Source organism: Erythrobacter crassostreae (assembly GCF_019204045.1).
Lineage (GTDB): Bacteria > Pseudomonadota > Alphaproteobacteria > Sphingomonadales > Sphingomonadaceae > Erythrobacter > Erythrobacter crassostreae.
The window spans coordinates 21726-36436 of the sequence record NZ_JAGSPC010000005.1 but is presented as its reverse complement, the minus strand read 5'-3'; the positions used below and the strand labels follow the sequence as shown (position 1 = coordinate 36436).

Genomic DNA, 14711 nt, shown 5'->3' with positions numbered 1-14711 from the left:
TCGACCAAACGCTTGGAGATAAGCGGGCGCGCGATCGATGTGCCGAGCAGATAATCGCCTTCGTACCGCGCGTTGGCGCGCATCATCGGGAAAACGTAGTCGCCGACAAACTCTTCGCGAACATCTTCGATAAAGATGTGTTCATCAGGAATGCCCATCGCGCGCGCTTTCTCGCGAGCTGGCTCGATCTCTTCACCTTGACCCAGATCGGCGGTAAAGGTGACCACTTCCAATCCGCGTTCAACCGTCAGCCATTTGGCGATCACAGAGGTATCGAGGCCGCCGGAATAGGCGAGTACGACGCGTTTGATGTCAGGTGTATCGTTGGCAGGCATTGCATTAAGTCTCCGAGGAATGCTGGGGCGGCTACCAGCGTATTCACAGCCATGCAATCACTGGTTACGAATTCAGTATGCCGTAACGGAAACGGCAAAAATGCTTGTTATCGCTGGTTAGGCTCCCGATATTTCAGGCACTTGGGATGGGAGAACCCTTAATGTTGGCAATGTGGAGCAAGGCGCGCGATCTGGCACAAATGGCTCCGCCAGAGCGCAATCGCTGGGTCGATTTTCTGCGTGCAGTTTCAATTCTGGCAGTCGTATTCGGCCACTGGTTGATGGCGGGCCTCTATGTTGATGACGCCGGAGAATTGCAGCGCGGCGATTTGCTGAGCGTCGCAAACTGGACCCATTGGCTGACCTGGGGTTTTCAGGTGATGCCGGTTTTCTTCCTCGTCGGCGGGTTCTCCAACGGGATGAGCTGGGATGCGACGCTGCGCAAAAGCGCTCCGGCGCAAACGGGTGTTTACCGCGATTGGCTTGCTGCTCGTGTCCAGCGACTGATTGCACCGACATTCCCTGTGCTGCTCCTTTGGGCTGTGCTTGCCGTCGTGATGACACAGGTTGGGCTAGAACGCGGGCAGATCCGGGACGCGACTGAAGCGGCTTTGATCCCTGTCTGGTTCCTATCGGTTTATCTGGTGGTGACCGCCTGTACGCCGTTGACGCGAAAGGCGTGGGAGAGGTTTGGTTGGCTCAGCTTTGCGATCTACATTCCATTGGCCATGCTGACCGACTGGCTGACTTTCTCTGTCGGCGTGCCCTATGTGAACTTTACCAACTTCCTGTGGGTGTTCCTTGCGATCCATCAGCTGGGTTTTGCGTGGCGCGATGGGCGGTTCGACAATCGCTTGTTTGCGCTAGCGACATTTGTTGTGGGGCTGGCGATACTTATTTCGATCACGGTCTATGGTTTCTACCCGGTCTCAATGGTTTCTGCGCCGGGAGGTTTCTCCAACTCGCTGCCGCCCACGCTGGCGCTGTTCGCGCTGGGTGTGACGCAGGTGGGGCTCGTGCTGGCGCTGGAACCTCTGGGACGCAAAATGCTCGACAATCTGAGCATCTGGTCCGCAACTGTCCTGATGAACGGGATGATTATGACCGTCTATCTTTGGCATCTCACCGCCTTTGTGTTGGTGATGACTGTCATGTGGATCGGGTTTGGCGGGGCTGGCCTGAGCTCCGTGCCAGGTACAGGCGAATGGTGGGCTTCGCGGCCGCTATGGCTGGGCGTCTACATTCTCGCGCTGCTGCCGATGATTGCGATCTTTGCCAAGCATGAGCGCAGCTTTGGTCCCATCAGAGGCGGGCGTACCGTGCCAAAGGCGCGCGTTGTCGCCGGTGTATTCCTAATCTGCGCAGGTCTTGCTGCGACAGCTGGTGTCACGATCACCAGCGAGCAGAGCTGGTCAGGTATCAACCTGATCGTGGTCGCTGCACCGTTTGTCGGAGCTGCCCTGCTTGGCTTTGGGCCGATGTACAAATGGTTCAGCAAAACACCCGCAGAAGAAGGGTCAGGCTCTTAGCAGGCGCTTTTCTTCCGCTTCGATGTAATCCCGCGTGATAGGGGATGCGTGGCGACCGCGAATGTACTGAATCTGGTAGTTGCACATGCTGCCATGCTCAAAAACGGTTGCGGCACCAGCGAGATAGAACGTCCACATGCGGAAGAACCGCTCGTCATACATCTCTACAATGGGGGCCTTGTTGGCGAGACAGTTGGCGTACCAGCAACGCAGAGTCTTGCCATAATGCAGCCGCAGCGTCTCGACATCAGACGCAATCAGCCGGAATTTCTCCGACGCTTCGACTGTTTCGGAAAGGGCTGGGATGTAGCCGCCGGGGAAAATGTATTTGCGCGTGAATGCGTCGGTCGTTCCGGGCGAACCCAAGCGGCCGATTGTGTGCAGCAGCATCATGCCGTCTTGCGTCAACAGTTTCGCGCAGGCTTCAAAGAACGTATCGAACTGAGGCTGACCGACATGTTCGAACATGCCCACCGAAACGATCCGGTCAAACTTGCGGCCCGCTTTTGCGAAGTCGCGATAATCGACTAGCTCGATTGTCACTTTGTCCGCGACGCCCGCTTTCTCCACGCGCTCACGGGCGAGGGCAATCTGCTCTTCTGACAGGGTGATACCGGTCACATGCACATCGTAATTCTGGGCAAGGAAAATGGCCATGCCGCCCCAGCCGCAACCGATATCGAGCACTCTCTGACCAGGCCTGACGGTGAGCTTAGCGGCGATATGTGCCAGCTTCGCCGTTTGGGCTTCGCCCAGCGCCATATCGTCCTTTGGCCAATAGCCGCAGCTATATTGCCAATGCTTTTCATCAAGCATCAGGGCGTAGAAATCGTTTCCGATGTCGTAGTGATGCGCGACGTTGCTTTTTGATCTGACAGCGTTGTTGAGTCGCTCGGCAGCGAAACTGGCCTGGTTAAAGAACCGCTTGGCGAGGCCTGGTCGAAGGTTGTTATCGCCGCGCTCCCATCGATCATTGGCTCGCAAGAGTGTGACGAGGCCCATGATGTCGCCTTCTTCAACGATCAGGCGGCCATCCATGAATGCTTCCGCCGCGCCCAGGCGCGGGTCCATTACGATATCACGCGGCACGCGCGCATCGGCAAAGCGGATTACGATTTCGGGGAAGCCATCGGTGGATGTGCCATATGTCTCTGCAGTTCCATCTGCGAAAACCACGCCCAGTCGGCCTTGTTTCACGCCGCGCAACAGGAATTTTTTCAGTAGAGCTTTGCTCATATCTTGCCAGTGTCCTTCTCAGACCCCTGAAGCGAATTCTGGCAGCGCTTTTGGCACTGTCAATCAAACGGTGTATAAAGCAGCATGACAGAGGCAAAAACACGACCAACCGATGCCGCCGTTGCGGAATTCATCGAAAATGTTGAACCGCCGGCGAAACGCGACGATGCGCAGGTGCTGGATGCGCTGTTCCGCAAGGTAACCGGCGAAGAGCCGCATATGTGGGGGCCGACAATTATCGGCTACGGAACCTACCATTACAAATATGATAGCGGCCGCGAAGGAGATGCTGCGCGTTCAGGCTTTAGCCCGCGTAAAGCAAAGCACTCGCTCTATTTGATGGGCAGGTATTGCGACGAGGAAACCGGAAAAAAGGTAGACGGTTTGCTTGAGAAAATGGGCAAACACAAAACCGGTGCCAGCTGCGTCTACGTCAACAAGCTTGCGGACATAGACTTAGGTGTTCTCGAAGAGATCATCGGGATTTGCTGGGATGCGATGCACCGCAAATATCCCGAGGGCTAATCAGATACCAGCATACCATTGGTAATTGCCGAAATCTTCCCAAAAGCCGCCTCTGCCGTCGCCGATATCGTCTAAACTGGCGACTGCTTCGATCCCCGTCAGATACTTTGCATGTTTGTATCCAAGCTGCCGCTCGATCCGCATACGCAAAGGGGCGCCATTCTTTTCCGGAATTTGTTCGCCGTTGAGTAAATGCGCGATTATCGTCTGAGGATGATAAGCATCGACCATGTCGACACTCTCGTAATAGTCACGGCCATAAAGCGTATCGGCGCAGCGGAAGACGATAAAGTTGGCCTCTGGCCGGACGCGCGCCTGATCGAGGAGGTCCGAAAGTTGAGGGCCCGTCCATTCGCCAATTGCGCTCCATCCCTCGACACAATCATGGCGTGTGATTTGCGTGCGCTGGGGCAGGGCGCGAAGTTCATCCATGGATAGGCTGAGAGGTGCCTCTACCAATCCGCCGACTTGCAACCGCCAATTGGCGAACCCATTGGTAAGCTCTGCGCGGTATTGCGGAGTGTCCACTGTCAGCGAACCGTTTCCTTTGAAATCCGGCGAGCGGTCCTCAGGGGAGTATTCAGGAGCGAGCCGCTGGCGACCCGCCAGTGCGCGTTGGGCGGAACGGTGCCAATCTTCCGCAGTATCGAACAGATTTTGACCGGTTTCGCTTCCTGCGATCTTGGCGCATGCTCCCGTGCCCAAGGCGGCAATACCGGCGAGCAGGCTACGGCGCTTGATATCAGTCATTTTCGGTCACCTCGCGCTGTCCGCCAGTGATCATCTGTTTGATCTGACCAATTGGACCGGACAAGAGCACCATCACGATATGGACCGCAAAGAATGCGAACAGGGCCCATGCAAATATGAAATGCAGGCTTCGCGCCGATTGGCGTCCACCCAGCGCATCGACCATCCAAGGTGCGGCAGGTTCGAAACCAGGGCTGATTGCTAGGCCGGTAAACACCATCATGGGCAGGAAAATGCCCAGAACGATGCCGTACGTGATCCGTTGCAAGGTGTTATACTTGCGCTCCGGCTCATCAAACTTGCCCGCCAAGTGAGCCTTGATCTCTTGCGCGATTGCGCGCGGCGACCAGTCTTTCATCGATGTGCGCAAATCGCGCCAGAAGTGCTGGTTTGCAACGCTTACGATCCACATCACTAGCAATGCAACTGCAAAGACCCATGCGGCCAAGCTGTGCCAATCACGAGCGGCTGCCAGATCATACCTCTGGGGAAGGGTGGCCCATCCCGGAAACCGCATCACGCTCGTCCATGCGTCAGCCGGATCAAACCCGTAATTCCCCCAGTACAAATAGCGGTGCGCGTTCGAGATGTTGAGGCCCGACATAAACAGCACAATCAGCGCAGCCGCATTGAGCCAGTGCCAAACCCTTGTGATGAGACCATGCCGCTTCATGCCGGGGCCTTGCGAGACTTGGCTTGTTCCCGCGCGAGCCAGATCACATCGCGATCCTGATCTAGCAGGTGCTGGCCGCTATCAATGAACAGCGTTTCGCCGCTTCGTAGTTCACCCGAGGCAAGAAACAGCGCGGCGTCAACGATCTCGCTTGCGTCTGTCTTTCTGCCGAGCAAATTTAGCCGGTGGGAAAGCTCAGTTTCCTCCTCGCTCTGGTCATGGCTTGCCAGAATTGCTCCCGGGCCGATGCCGTAAACGCGATGACCGTCATTGGCCGTGCTTTTCGCTAACATCTTTATCGTTGATGCCAGTGCATGCTTCGACATTGTATAGCTGAAGAAATCCGGGTTGGGATTGGCAAGTTTCATATCCGTAACCTGGATCAGGCTGCGCAGGTCTGCGCTGACGGCAGACGCCAAAAAGGCTTGCGACATGCGCGCGGGGGCAAGGGCGTTGATTTGCATTGCTTCCCGGTTCGTACCCGGATCAAGATTGGTTGCACCGTCATAGTTAAAAACTGACGCAGAATTGATCAGGCAACGCCAATCAGGAAGACGCTCGGCCAGTTTAGCGATCATTTCGACCGCGGCTTCATCATCGTTTAGGTCGCATTGGACTGTCTCAGCTTGCCCCAATTCGCGCGCGAGTTCCTCTGCGGGGCCTGATGACGAGTTATAGTGGATCACCACATACCAACCCGATCTGGCAAATCCGCGCGCAAGCTCGGCGCCGATGCGTGTTGCTCCGCCAGTGATCAAAACAGCTGGTTGTGTCATTGACCGCGATGCCTATCAGCGCACGCGCTGGCATTCAATCGCGGCTGAATGCAAAGCGGCACTGCCGACTGTAAAAAGCTGGCAGTGCCGCGAAAATTTAGAGGCTTCAGGTGCTTATCTGCAGCGAGCCGACCCGCGATCAATCTCGCGGCCGAGGACTGCGCCCAATGCGCCGCCAAGCAGGGTTCCGACTGTTCTATCACCGCGTGTGTCGATTGCGCGGCCAAGCAATGCACCGCCAGCTGCGCCGATAATCAGCCCGGTCGTACCATTTTCGCGTTTGCAATAGTAACGACCGTCGCGGCCGCGCCAGACCCGGTCGCCGCGCCGGACGCGTTGTGGTTCATTGTATCGACCGTACCGGTCGTAGCGATAGCGCTTGTTCTTCTTGTATTTGCGACGCTCATAATAATCGTCATCATCGTCCCATCGATCATCATCGAGACGCGAAGTGTACTCGAATGGAGCATTCACCAACACGCTGGTCGAAATCGCGTGATCGATGTTTGCCGAGAAAGGCTCGGCGGAATGGGCGGGCGCCGTGATCGCAGCGAGCGATCCTGCGGCGGCAATAAGAGCGATCTTCTTCATGTCATTTCCTTCCTCAATGCGTGCGGTAAAGATCAATTTGTTCAGGAAATGAGAACTGGAGATGAACAACGTGTTGTGTTGTGGATTTTGAAGATGAACGGTTGAGCCTCTGCGACAAAGCGAGGTCTAGCCAAGTTTGACGCGCGCTTTTTCTCGAAGTTTTGGCGAGAGTTTTTCGAGTCCCGCGAGCTCTTCCAACTCGATCTTTGTGGCCTTGCCAGCGATCAAGGCAGTGAATGTTCGTGCCACTGTCCAGTCGGAATGCCCGATCTTGATCCGCTCCAGAGTGTCGCCCGCTTGTGTATCGCCGGTTTCGAGAACTCGGAAATACCACCCGCATTTGCCGGTCTTGACGATTTTGGCGACCATCCCTTTTGCGTCGCATTCAGCGCTAAAACGATGCTCGATCTTCCAGCACGGCTGTCGAGGCTGGCTGATCTCAACCAAGGCGCTGCCCAAAAGGAACTGGTCCCCAATATGGACGTCGTTTTCGCACAGGTCACCGACTGCAAGGTTCGATCCGAATGCGCCAAATTCGTCTAGCAGTTTGATCGCGCCCAATTCACCTCGCCAGAAATCGTGATGGTCGAGCGGGTACAGGTGCACCGCCATTTCCGGGCCGCCATGCACACGCCTGTCGGCTTGCTCATCTGGTGCAAGGCCATCCTGCAATATCTGGATCGCACCTTCGCGCGGACGTTTCATGATTGCGCTGGTTTCAGCGCCGTTGAACGGCCTTGCTGTCCCCGTGCACATCGCTTGAATTCTGCGCTTCATACTTTCCTCACCGTCAGGGCTATCCAATCCCGCTGGGTGCCATCACATGCTTTGCCTTCGAAGATAACATCCTCAAGAATTTCGAACCGGGCCCCGCTATAGAGGTTCCGTAGCCATTCTGGCGAAGGGAAATTGTGCAATCTACCCAGTAGATCGCGTCCTTCGCCATCACCCAATTTGAAACTTGCAAAGTGAAATCCGTCTGGGCGGAGCGCGCTATGAATCCGTTCGAGGATATCGGGCAATTCCGATCGTGGGCAGTGGAGCAGGCAAGCATGTGCCCAGACCGCGTCATAGGCCGCAGTCGTATTCAGCTCATCGAAGCGCATCAGCCGTGCGCCCAAATCGTGCCGCTCGTTGGCTTTGGTCACCATCGATGGAATGCCATCAGTGGCGTCCACATCGAAGCCTAGTTCGGCCATGCGTGCCGCATCGCGCCCGCTACCGCATCCAATTTCAAGCACGCGAGCATTCGCCGCCAATTGCGCCAAAAACTGATCAAGGTACCGGCTTGGGCCGAGCGCGGGATTTAAAGAATAATGCGGCGCCTGCGCCTGATAAAAATCATAGGTCGCCGGATCGATGCTCACGCTTGCTCGGTTGCCGCTGCTTCTCGATCTCTTTCAGCGCGGCTCTTCTTTTGTGCCGCCGTTTTTAGCTGACCGCACGCGGCATCAATATCGCGGCCGCGTGGCGTGCGGACCGGCGCACTTATGCCGTTCTCAAAAACAATGTTTGAAAAGCTTTTGATCCGCTCGGGCGTGGAGCATTCATATTCCGCGCCCGGCCACGGATTGAAAGGGATCAGGTTCACTTTGGCCGGAAGGTCAAATTCTTTGAGCAACCGGACAAGTTCATGCGCGTCTTCGTCGCTGTCGTTCTTGTCCTTGAGCATCACATATTCAAAAGTGATCCGCCGCGAATTTGAGGCTTTGGGATAATCTGCGCAGGCTTGAAGAAGCTCTTCGATGCCGTATTTGCGATTCAGAGGGACGATCTCGTCACGCACCGGCTTTGTGACCGCGTGCAGGCTGATCGCCAAGTTCACGCCAATTTCAGCAGCACAGCGTTCCATCATCGGCACAACGCCGCTGGTTGAGAGGGTAATGCGGCGTTTTGACAGGGCGAGACCTTCGCCGTCCATGACAAGTTTCATTGCATCGCGGACGTTGTCGAAGTTGTAGAGCGGCTCCCCCATGCCCATCAGCACGATATTGGTCAGGAGGCGACCATCAGCGGAGTAGTGGCCGGTGTCCGCATCATCTTCCAAACCATCCATCCGGCCCTTGGGCCACTCACCCAAGGCATCGCGGGCGAGCATTACCTGACCGACAATTTCGCCGGGGGTCAGATTTCGAACAAGCCGCATCGTTCCCGTTGCGCAAAACGTGCAATTCAGTGTGCAGCCGACTTGACTGGAAATGCAAAGCGTCCCGCGATCCGCATCAGGAATAAAGACCATTTCAAAATCGTGCCCGTCGTCAGTCTGAAGTAGCCATTTGCGGGTGCCATCTGACGAATGCTGCGCCTCGACGATGTTTGGTCGGCCAACCACAAAGCGCTCGGTAAGCCACGGGCGCATGGTCTTGCCGATGTCGGTCATCGCTTCGAATTCTGTGACACCGCGATGATAGAGCCAATGATAGACTTGTTTCGAGCGCAGCTTCGCTTGTTTGGCATCCAGACCGGCGTCTGAGAACAATTCATGGATGCGCTTTTTCGGCAGCCCCATCAGATCGATACGGCCATCTTCGCGTGGCGTTATGTTACGCGCGACGGGGACGGGATCCACCTGACCGGGGATCGACATGAGTTCGGTATCTGCCATGATTGACCGCGCGTATAATAGCGCGGAGGCCATTTGGCCAGTCAGCTATAGGTCGGCGCAGCCAACAATCGCCGCGTCCATCGCGGTCGCCACGCCTGAAAGGTTGTAGCGATCCGACACACCGCCGCCATTTACCCGCATTGCTGAAGCTGATCTTAGCGCTGCGACTATGGCGGCATCGGTTTGCGCATCGGGTGCCCAAGCATTGCGTCCCTGGGCTACGAGGTCAAAGTTGGTGGTGTCGATGCGCACACGCAAAGTGCTGCCGTCGCTTGCTGCGCGTGAAAGCCGAAAGTGGACTTGATTGCGGATTTCTCGTTTGGGCCAAGTTCCGATGCTTGCGAAAGCGCGATTGGCGTTCCGACCGCGCGGCTTGGCAATTGCGTAGCAACGCGGAGTATCGGCATCGCGAAATGCTGCCCAACTTGAATATACGCCAAGGCTGTCTTTTGCCGAAACCGGCAGGGCAAGGGCGGTCAACGCAACGAGACAAATGGTTTTACGCATAGGCAATCGCCATCACTTCCCACTCCTTTGCCCCGCCGGGAAGCCTCACGACGCGTAAATCCCCGACTGATGCGCCTTTCAGCGCTTTGGCCATCGGGGAATTCCATCCGATGCGCCCGTTGTCGGCATCTTGTTCATCGTCGCCTACGAGCGTCACTGTCTTACGATCATCCTCCTCGTCCGCGAGCTCTACACTTGCCCCGAAGAACACTTTATTCTTCATCGGTTGATTGGCGGGATCGACGACGCGCAGAATTTTCATTCGGCGCGAGAGATGACCCAGCTCACGATCAATTTCGCGCATCCGCTTACGCCCGTACAGATAGTCGCCGTTCTCGCTGCGATCACCGTTTCCGGCGGCCCAGCTCACAATTTCCACGATTTCAGGCCGTTCTTTACCGAGCAAGTGATCATAGCGCGCCTTAAGGGCAGACATGCCCTCAGGCGTTATGGGAGGTCCGGGCTTGGTCGCCATTTGCGCTGGATTACGGAAGAAAAGTGTCTACCGTGCGCGGAAGACCTGCCTGTTCGGGATACATATGCGAATAGCTTACCGCGTTTCCAATGACGCGCATGACGTAATAGCGTGTTTCGAAATTGGCCGGGATTTTCTCGATCCAGGTTACCCAATCAATCTCCCCCTTGCGCGGATCGCCATTCAGCCGCAGCCACTGGTTCACACGGCCCGGGCCGGCGTTGTACGAGGCAATGGCAAGCGGATAGGCACCGCCATAAAGGTCCATCCTCCTTGCAAAGTGTGCATCGCCCAGCGTGATATTGTACTTTGGATTGCCAGTCAGATCAGCGCGAAGATACCGAACTCCCAAGATGCCCGCTTCCTCGCGCGCAGTGCTTGGCAACAATTGCATCATGCCGACTGCGTTAGCGTGGCTTTTCCGGAAACGGTCAAATTCGCTTTCCTGACGGCTGATGGCGTGGACCATGGTCCAATCATTGACGCGCGGAACATCGACGGTTGGATAGCCGACGCGTTCAAATCCGGCGAGGCCGTTGGCACCGGCTTCCATGCCGAGCACAACGGACATTTCTTCGAGGCCCGTTTCGGCGGCCAAATTGTTTGCCAGCATCAATTGCTCAGGCGTCTTCGCTGCATCGCCAATCGCTTGGAAAAACCGCCGCTCTGTCTGCCACTTGCGGCGGTTTTGCGCCAAGTGACGGATCGCCTTCACTAAAGGTCTGGCTTCGAAAGCGGCGCGGGTTGCTGCGTCGACTTGCAATGCTGGCAGCTGCGAAAACGCGGGCATTGGACGGCCCATCGCGTTCAGCGCAAGCTGGCCGTAATAATAGTGCGGGTATTCTGCCGCCCTTTCGAAATAGCGTGTCGCCTCCGCTTGCATTCCAGCCTGCCGCGCGGCGCGACCAGCCCAATAAAAACCTTTCGACCGGGTGAGGGGGGTCTGAGCTGCGGAGCCATAGCGTTCGAATAGCGGCGCAGCACTTCGCCCGTCACGGAGGCGCCACAGAGCGTTGGTGCCGCCCTTCCACATCAGATCGGTGTAGCGATCACGGAGGCGGAACGATCCTTTGGAAATATCCTGACCCGGCTCAAACAGATCATCAATCTTGCCTGCAATGCGAACCGTGTCGCCGACGCTTGCTCCTTTGGCAGCATCAAGCATCACGCCAACCATTGCTTCGCCATCCAAAGCCGGTGCGTTGGCCATCGGGCGGGTCGCGAGTAATTGAATGGCTTCAAGGTTGCGGCGCTTTGAACGGTAGAAGCTGGCGAGGTTGTAGACATAACCCGCGTCATTCAGCGCATAACTTGGGATAGAGATGCCTGCCGATTGCGGTGTCGCGCCACGGATCAGCGCCAGGCGCGCCATCGCCAAAGAGCGATTTGCAGACGGAACGTTGATGACTTGCCTTGCGGCAGCTTCAACATCGCCTTGCCAGAGAAGGGCATCCATCCGGGCGTTATGATCGTCTGCAGTGAATTGAGAGCCAAATAGGCCAAGTAGATATGCCTCAGACGGCCCGCTCATGGTGCCGCTGCGCCACGCTTCACGCGCTACAGTGAAGGCTTCCGATCGCTGCGCACCGGCAAGCGCAAGCGCATAACGGGCGCGGCCCGAATTGGTTAGGGGAGGGTGCGTGTCGAAAAATCGCAGCAAGTCTGCTTGCATTGGCGCTTCGTTGTCGAGCCGGTTTTCGGCGCGGACCCGCAAGATCGATGTACGTGGAAACTCTGGGTAACGCAGCGCGAAGCCTGCATAGTCAGCAAAACCCATCTCTCGGTTGTCGTGCAGCATTTCCCAGCGCGCTATCGCTGAACCGACCTGAGTCGGCTGCTGAGCAACAAGATTACCGCCGCGATTTTCGCTGCTGATCTGCGCAGAAGAAGGGGTTGAAAGGGCCGCAATACTCGCGGTTGCGAGGGCGGCAAGGGCAATAGGATTTGAACGCAATTTGAAGGCCATGCTGGACATTGTGCCAATCGGCTCCTTATCAGGCGCTGAACACGCATACAGGTTGACATGATTGCCCCCTGTTTTGAAACAATATTGACTGTATCAGGAATAAAGCAATGTTTTCCGGATCAATTCCCGCTCTGGCGACTCCTTTTCGCGATGGATCGTTTGACGAGTCCGCCTTTCGCCAGTTGGTTGATTGGCAAATAGAGCAAGGAAGCTCGGCTTTGGTCCCATGCGGCACCACGGGTGAGGCCTCGACACTTTCAAATGCAGAACATCACCGGGTAGTCGAGGTGTGCATCGAGCAGGCAGCCGGACGCGTGCCCGTGATCGCGGGATGCGGCAGCAATGATACGATGAACGCTGTGCTCCACATGACTTTCGCGCAAAAAGCCGGTGCGGCAGCGGGTTTGTGTGTGGCTCCATATTACAACCGTCCCAGCCAAGCAGGTTTGATCGCGCATTTCAGCTATCTCGCGGAGAATACCACACTTCCGATTGTGCTCTATAACGTTCCGAGCCGAACAGTTACCGACATCGAAGACGAAACAGTCATCGCCTTGGTCAAGAAATATCCTGAACGGATCGTCGCGATCAAAGATGCCAGCGGGGACTTATCCCGCGTTGCCGACCACAGGATGGGCCTGAGCAAGGATTTCTGTCAGCTTTCTGGAAATGATGAACTGTGGCTGCCGCACAATGCCGCGGGTGGCCGCGGTGCAATTTCGGTCACAGCCAATGTCGCACCGGCGCTCTGTGCAGAATTTCAGTCAGCGATCTCCGCCAATGAGCTTTCAAAGGCCCGTGAACTTAATGACCGCCTGTTCCCGCTCCATTACGCGATGTTTTCAGACGCCTCGCCAGCCCCAGTTAAATATGCGCTCAGCCGCGTTCACAATTGGATCGAGCCTGATGTGCGCCTTCCCATCGTTGCCGCAAGTGAAGAATCTCGCACTGCGGTTGATGCGGCGCTGGAACATGCTGGACTGATCTAAAGCACTTCGTCTTCGTCCAGCAACGCTTCGGCAAATTCATCCTGATCGCTGGAAAGAACTGCATCGGTGTAGGTTTCGATCCGCGCGCCAACGCGTTCCGGATTGGTGACCTTGGCGATGTGAAACAAGGCGTCGCCTTGGTGGACGACCGGGAGGGTCGCATGACCGATTACGATGCCATCGACAGGGGCGAAGATGCCTTCCGGTTCCTCCCCAAACAAACCGGTTACAGTGGCAAGCAAATCACCTTCGCGAACTGCATCGCCTGACGATTTGGCAAAATGGACAACGCCGCCTCTGGTTGAACGCACCCATTGGGTTTTGTTTGATCGGGCAGGAGCGCCGGCCTCCAACAAATCGTCAGACGGATCAACCATCCCGAGATGCATAAGCACGCGCAGCACGCCCGAAGTTCCGGTTTCAATGGAAAGATCGTCGAACCTCAGCGCCTCTCCCGCCTCCAGCAAAAGCATCTCGACACCTTGTTCTTTCGCTAAAGCCCGCATCGATCCGTCGCGCAGCGGGCTTTCGATGATAACCGGCGCGCCAAACGCAGTGGCCAGTTCAACCAGTCGCTTGCTGCCTGCTGCGATGCGGATCTGAGGCAGATTATACCGGTGAACTGCCGCAGAGTGGATATCGATCCCAAGACTCGCGCGGCTGACCACTTCGCTGAAAAAGACATTGGCAAGCTGACCCGCGAGCGAACCGTTGGCATTGCCGGGAAACGAACGATTGAGGTCTCGCCGATCAGGCAAGTATCGGGAATGGCTGATAAAACCGAAGATATTGCTGACCGGGATAAGAATTATCGTTCCGCCAAGATGCACCGGATCAAGCTCATGAGCGAGACGTTGTATGATAGCGGTGCCGATGATTTCGTCGCCGTGGATCGCGCCGCTCACGAAAATGGTCGGCCCCGGTTTTGCGCCATGCAATATGCGCACGGCCAGATGCGAATTGTAGCCGGTCGCCATCGTAGAAACGGGGATGGATACATCCTGAGCCGTGCCTGGTGCGATTGAGTGGCCTGCAATTGAAAAGGGTTGAACTGGCGGCGCGTGCATAGGGAAACTCCGGGTGCCTCGCATAATCGCGGGCCATTTTTCATTAGGCGCTATGCATGCCTCTGGTCGAGGAAATATGCATTTTGCCATTCGCTCTTTGCGAAATGATCAACAATGCCTATTTGGTCCGCATCATGGCCCGCCCGAAACCTCCCGTTTTCGACAAACGTAAGACAGTCGCTGAAAATCGTCGTGCGAGATTCGATTATCATATCGAAGACAAATTCGAGGCTGGACTTGCTTTGCAGGGCACCGAAGTCAAAGCGCTTCGTGCGGGCGAAGCCACTATTGCCGAAAGCTATGCTGAAGTCAGAGACGGGCAGGTTTGGTTGATAAATTCAAACATACCGGAATACAGCCACGGCAACCGGCTAAATCATGAGCCAAAACGTCCGCGTAAACTGCTGCTAAATTCGCGTGAGATTAGTAAGATGTTCGGAGCAGTTGAGCGCAAGGGAATGACCCTTGTGCCGCTCTCCGTCTACTTCAACGGTCAAGGAAGGGCAAAGGTCGAACTCGCTCTGGCAAAGGGTAAGCAAGCGCACGATAAACGCGCGACCATGAAAGACCGTGATTGGAAACGAGACAAGGCCCGTTTGATGCGAGATCGCGGATAAACATTTTGCAGTTTTTGACTGGAACGAATTAACGCACTGGTCAGACAGCTAAGGCTACCCATATGAAACT

17 protein-coding genes are annotated in these 14711 nt (G+C 56.1%); 4 read left to right on the top strand and 13 right to left on the bottom strand.

Features of this window, described 5'->3' with window-relative positions:
• Positions 1-335: argininosuccinate synthase domain-containing protein (locus tag KCG46_RS12490; RefSeq protein ID WP_218405773.1), on the bottom strand; the 335-nt coding region annotated here is incomplete at its 3' end.
• Positions 336-496: 161 nt separating this feature from the next.
• Between KCG46_RS12490 and KCG46_RS12485 the strand changes: the two genes are divergently transcribed.
• Positions 497-1864 (top strand): acyltransferase family protein, encoded by a 1368-nt coding sequence (locus KCG46_RS12485; RefSeq protein ID WP_218405772.1) that lies wholly within the window; start codon positions 497-499, stop codon positions 1862-1864.
• On the opposite strand, the gene KCG46_RS12480 is transcribed toward KCG46_RS12485, so the two are convergent.
• Positions 1853-3100: an SAM-dependent methyltransferase gene (locus KCG46_RS12480; protein ID WP_218405771.1), complete on the bottom strand. Its 1248-nt coding sequence runs from the start codon at positions 3098-3100 to the stop codon at positions 1853-1855. The genes KCG46_RS12485 and KCG46_RS12480 overlap by 12 nt on opposite strands.
• A gap of 84 nt (positions 3101-3184) precedes the next feature.
• Between KCG46_RS12480 and KCG46_RS12475 the strand changes: the two genes are divergently transcribed.
• Positions 3185-3625 carry a DUF1801 domain-containing protein gene (locus KCG46_RS12475; protein WP_218405770.1) on the top strand — a complete coding sequence of 147 codons (441 nt, stop codon included), beginning with the start codon at positions 3185-3187 and terminating at the stop codon, positions 3623-3625.
• Here KCG46_RS12475 and KCG46_RS12470 read toward each other — a convergent pair whose 3' ends face one another.
• From KCG46_RS12470 to KCG46_RS12425, 10 genes are all read right to left on the bottom strand, one after another.
• The gene (locus KCG46_RS12470; protein ID WP_218405769.1) at positions 3626-4375 is read right to left on the bottom strand and encodes a molybdopterin-dependent oxidoreductase; all 750 of its coding nucleotides are present in this window, start codon (positions 4373-4375) and stop codon (positions 3626-3628) included.
• Positions 4368-5048, bottom strand: coding sequence for a cytochrome b/b6 domain-containing protein (locus KCG46_RS12465; RefSeq protein WP_218405768.1), 681 nt, complete (start codon positions 5046-5048; stop codon positions 4368-4370). The genes KCG46_RS12470 and KCG46_RS12465 overlap by 8 nt, the downstream gene beginning before the upstream one ends.
• On the bottom strand, positions 5045-5824 hold the full coding sequence (locus KCG46_RS12460; protein ID WP_218405767.1) for an SDR family oxidoreductase: 780 nt from the start codon (positions 5822-5824) through the stop codon (positions 5045-5047). Before KCG46_RS12460 ends, KCG46_RS12465 begins: the two co-directional genes overlap by 4 nt.
• A gap of 114 nt (positions 5825-5938) precedes the next feature.
• Positions 5939-6415 carry a glycine zipper 2TM domain-containing protein gene (locus tag KCG46_RS12455; RefSeq protein ID WP_218405766.1) on the bottom strand — a complete coding sequence of 159 codons (477 nt, stop codon included), beginning with the start codon at positions 6413-6415 and terminating at the stop codon, positions 5939-5941.
• 126 nt (positions 6416-6541) lie between these two features.
• Positions 6542-7192 carry an MOSC domain-containing protein gene (locus KCG46_RS12450; protein WP_218405765.1) on the bottom strand — a complete coding sequence of 217 codons (651 nt, stop codon included), beginning with the start codon at positions 7190-7192 and terminating at the stop codon, positions 6542-6544.
• Positions 7189-7782 carry a class I SAM-dependent methyltransferase gene (locus KCG46_RS12445; protein WP_218405764.1) on the bottom strand — a complete coding sequence of 198 codons (594 nt, stop codon included), beginning with the start codon at positions 7780-7782 and terminating at the stop codon, positions 7189-7191. Before KCG46_RS12445 ends, KCG46_RS12450 begins: the two co-directional genes overlap by 4 nt.
• Entirely contained in the window at positions 7779-9020 is a 1242-nt protein-coding gene (gene rlmN / locus KCG46_RS12440) for a dual-specificity RNA methyltransferase RlmN (RefSeq protein WP_218405763.1), read from the bottom strand. Before rlmN ends, KCG46_RS12445 begins: the two co-directional genes overlap by 4 nt.
• 45 nt (positions 9021-9065) lie before the next feature.
• On the bottom strand, positions 9066-9527 hold the full coding sequence (locus KCG46_RS12435; protein ID WP_218405762.1) for a hypothetical protein: 462 nt from the start codon (positions 9525-9527) through the stop codon (positions 9066-9068).
• Positions 9520-10002: a transcription elongation factor GreB gene (gene greB, locus KCG46_RS12430; RefSeq protein ID WP_218405761.1), complete on the bottom strand. Its 483-nt coding sequence runs from the start codon at positions 10000-10002 to the stop codon at positions 9520-9522. Before greB ends, KCG46_RS12435 begins: the two co-directional genes overlap by 8 nt.
• A 10-nt stretch (positions 10003-10012) precedes the next feature.
• Positions 10013-11977 carry a lytic transglycosylase domain-containing protein gene (locus tag KCG46_RS12425; protein ID WP_255552007.1) on the bottom strand — a complete coding sequence of 655 codons (1965 nt, stop codon included), beginning with the start codon at positions 11975-11977 and terminating at the stop codon, positions 10013-10015.
• A gap of 98 nt (positions 11978-12075) precedes the next feature.
• Between KCG46_RS12425 and dapA the strand changes: the two genes are divergently transcribed.
• The gene (dapA, locus tag KCG46_RS12420; protein ID WP_218405760.1) at positions 12076-12957 is read left to right on the top strand and encodes a 4-hydroxy-tetrahydrodipicolinate synthase; all 882 of its coding nucleotides are present in this window, start codon (positions 12076-12078) and stop codon (positions 12955-12957) included.
• Here dapA and KCG46_RS12415 read toward each other — a convergent pair.
• The gene (locus KCG46_RS12415; protein WP_218405759.1) at positions 12954-14024 is read right to left on the bottom strand and encodes a succinylglutamate desuccinylase/aspartoacylase family protein; all 1071 of its coding nucleotides are present in this window, start codon (positions 14022-14024) and stop codon (positions 12954-12956) included. The two genes, dapA and KCG46_RS12415, sit on opposite strands and share 4 nt — an antisense overlap.
• A gap of 134 nt (positions 14025-14158) precedes the next feature.
• Here KCG46_RS12415 and smpB point away from each other — a divergent pair, with 134 nt between their 5' ends.
• Positions 14159-14641: an SsrA-binding protein SmpB gene (gene smpB, locus KCG46_RS12410; RefSeq protein ID WP_218405777.1), complete on the top strand. Its 483-nt coding sequence runs from the start codon at positions 14159-14161 to the stop codon at positions 14639-14641.
• The last annotated feature ends 70 nt before the right edge of the window (positions 14642-14711 follow it).

Excerpts from the sequence above, each read along its gene's own strand:
- KCG46_RS12485 (WP_218405772.1), top strand. The coding sequence starts at position 497 with ATGTTGGCAATGTGGAGCAAGGCGCGCGATCTGGCACAAATGGCTCCG.
- KCG46_RS12480 (WP_218405771.1), bottom strand. The coding sequence starts at position 3,100 with ATGAGCAAAGCTCTACTGAAAAAATTCCTGTTGCGCGGCGTGAAACAA.
- KCG46_RS12475 (WP_218405770.1), top strand. The coding sequence starts at position 3,185 with ATGACAGAGGCAAAAACACGACCAACCGATGCCGCCGTTGCGGAATTC.
- KCG46_RS12470 (WP_218405769.1), bottom strand. The coding sequence starts at position 4,375 with ATGACTGATATCAAGCGCCGTAGCCTGCTCGCCGGTATTGCCGCCTTG.
- KCG46_RS12465 (WP_218405768.1), bottom strand. The coding sequence starts at position 5,048 with ATGAAGCGGCATGGTCTCATCACAAGGGTTTGGCACTGGCTCAATGCG.
- KCG46_RS12460 (WP_218405767.1), bottom strand. The coding sequence starts at position 5,824 with ATGACACAACCAGCTGTTTTGATCACTGGCGGAGCAACACGCATCGGC.
- KCG46_RS12455 (WP_218405766.1), bottom strand. The coding sequence starts at position 6,415 with ATGAAGAAGATCGCTCTTATTGCCGCCGCAGGATCGCTCGCTGCGATC.
- KCG46_RS12450 (WP_218405765.1), bottom strand. The coding sequence starts at position 7,192 with ATGAAGCGCAGAATTCAAGCGATGTGCACGGGGACAGCAAGGCCGTTC.
- rlmN (WP_218405763.1), bottom strand. The coding sequence starts at position 9,020 with ATGGCAGATACCGAACTCATGTCGATCCCCGGTCAGGTGGATCCCGTC.
- KCG46_RS12435 (WP_218405762.1), bottom strand. The coding sequence starts at position 9,527 with ATGCGTAAAACCATTTGTCTCGTTGCGTTGACCGCCCTTGCCCTGCCG.
- greB (WP_218405761.1), bottom strand. The coding sequence starts at position 10,002 with ATGGCGACCAAGCCCGGACCTCCCATAACGCCTGAGGGCATGTCTGCC.
- KCG46_RS12425 (WP_255552007.1), bottom strand. The coding sequence starts at position 11,977 with ATGTCCAGCATGGCCTTCAAATTGCGTTCAAATCCTATTGCCCTTGCC.
- dapA (WP_218405760.1), top strand. The coding sequence starts at position 12,076 with ATGTTTTCCGGATCAATTCCCGCTCTGGCGACTCCTTTTCGCGATGGA.
- KCG46_RS12415 (WP_218405759.1), bottom strand. The coding sequence starts at position 14,024 with ATGCACGCGCCGCCAGTTCAACCCTTTTCAATTGCAGGCCACTCAATC.
- smpB (WP_218405777.1), top strand. The coding sequence starts at position 14,159 with ATGGCCCGCCCGAAACCTCCCGTTTTCGACAAACGTAAGACAGTCGCT.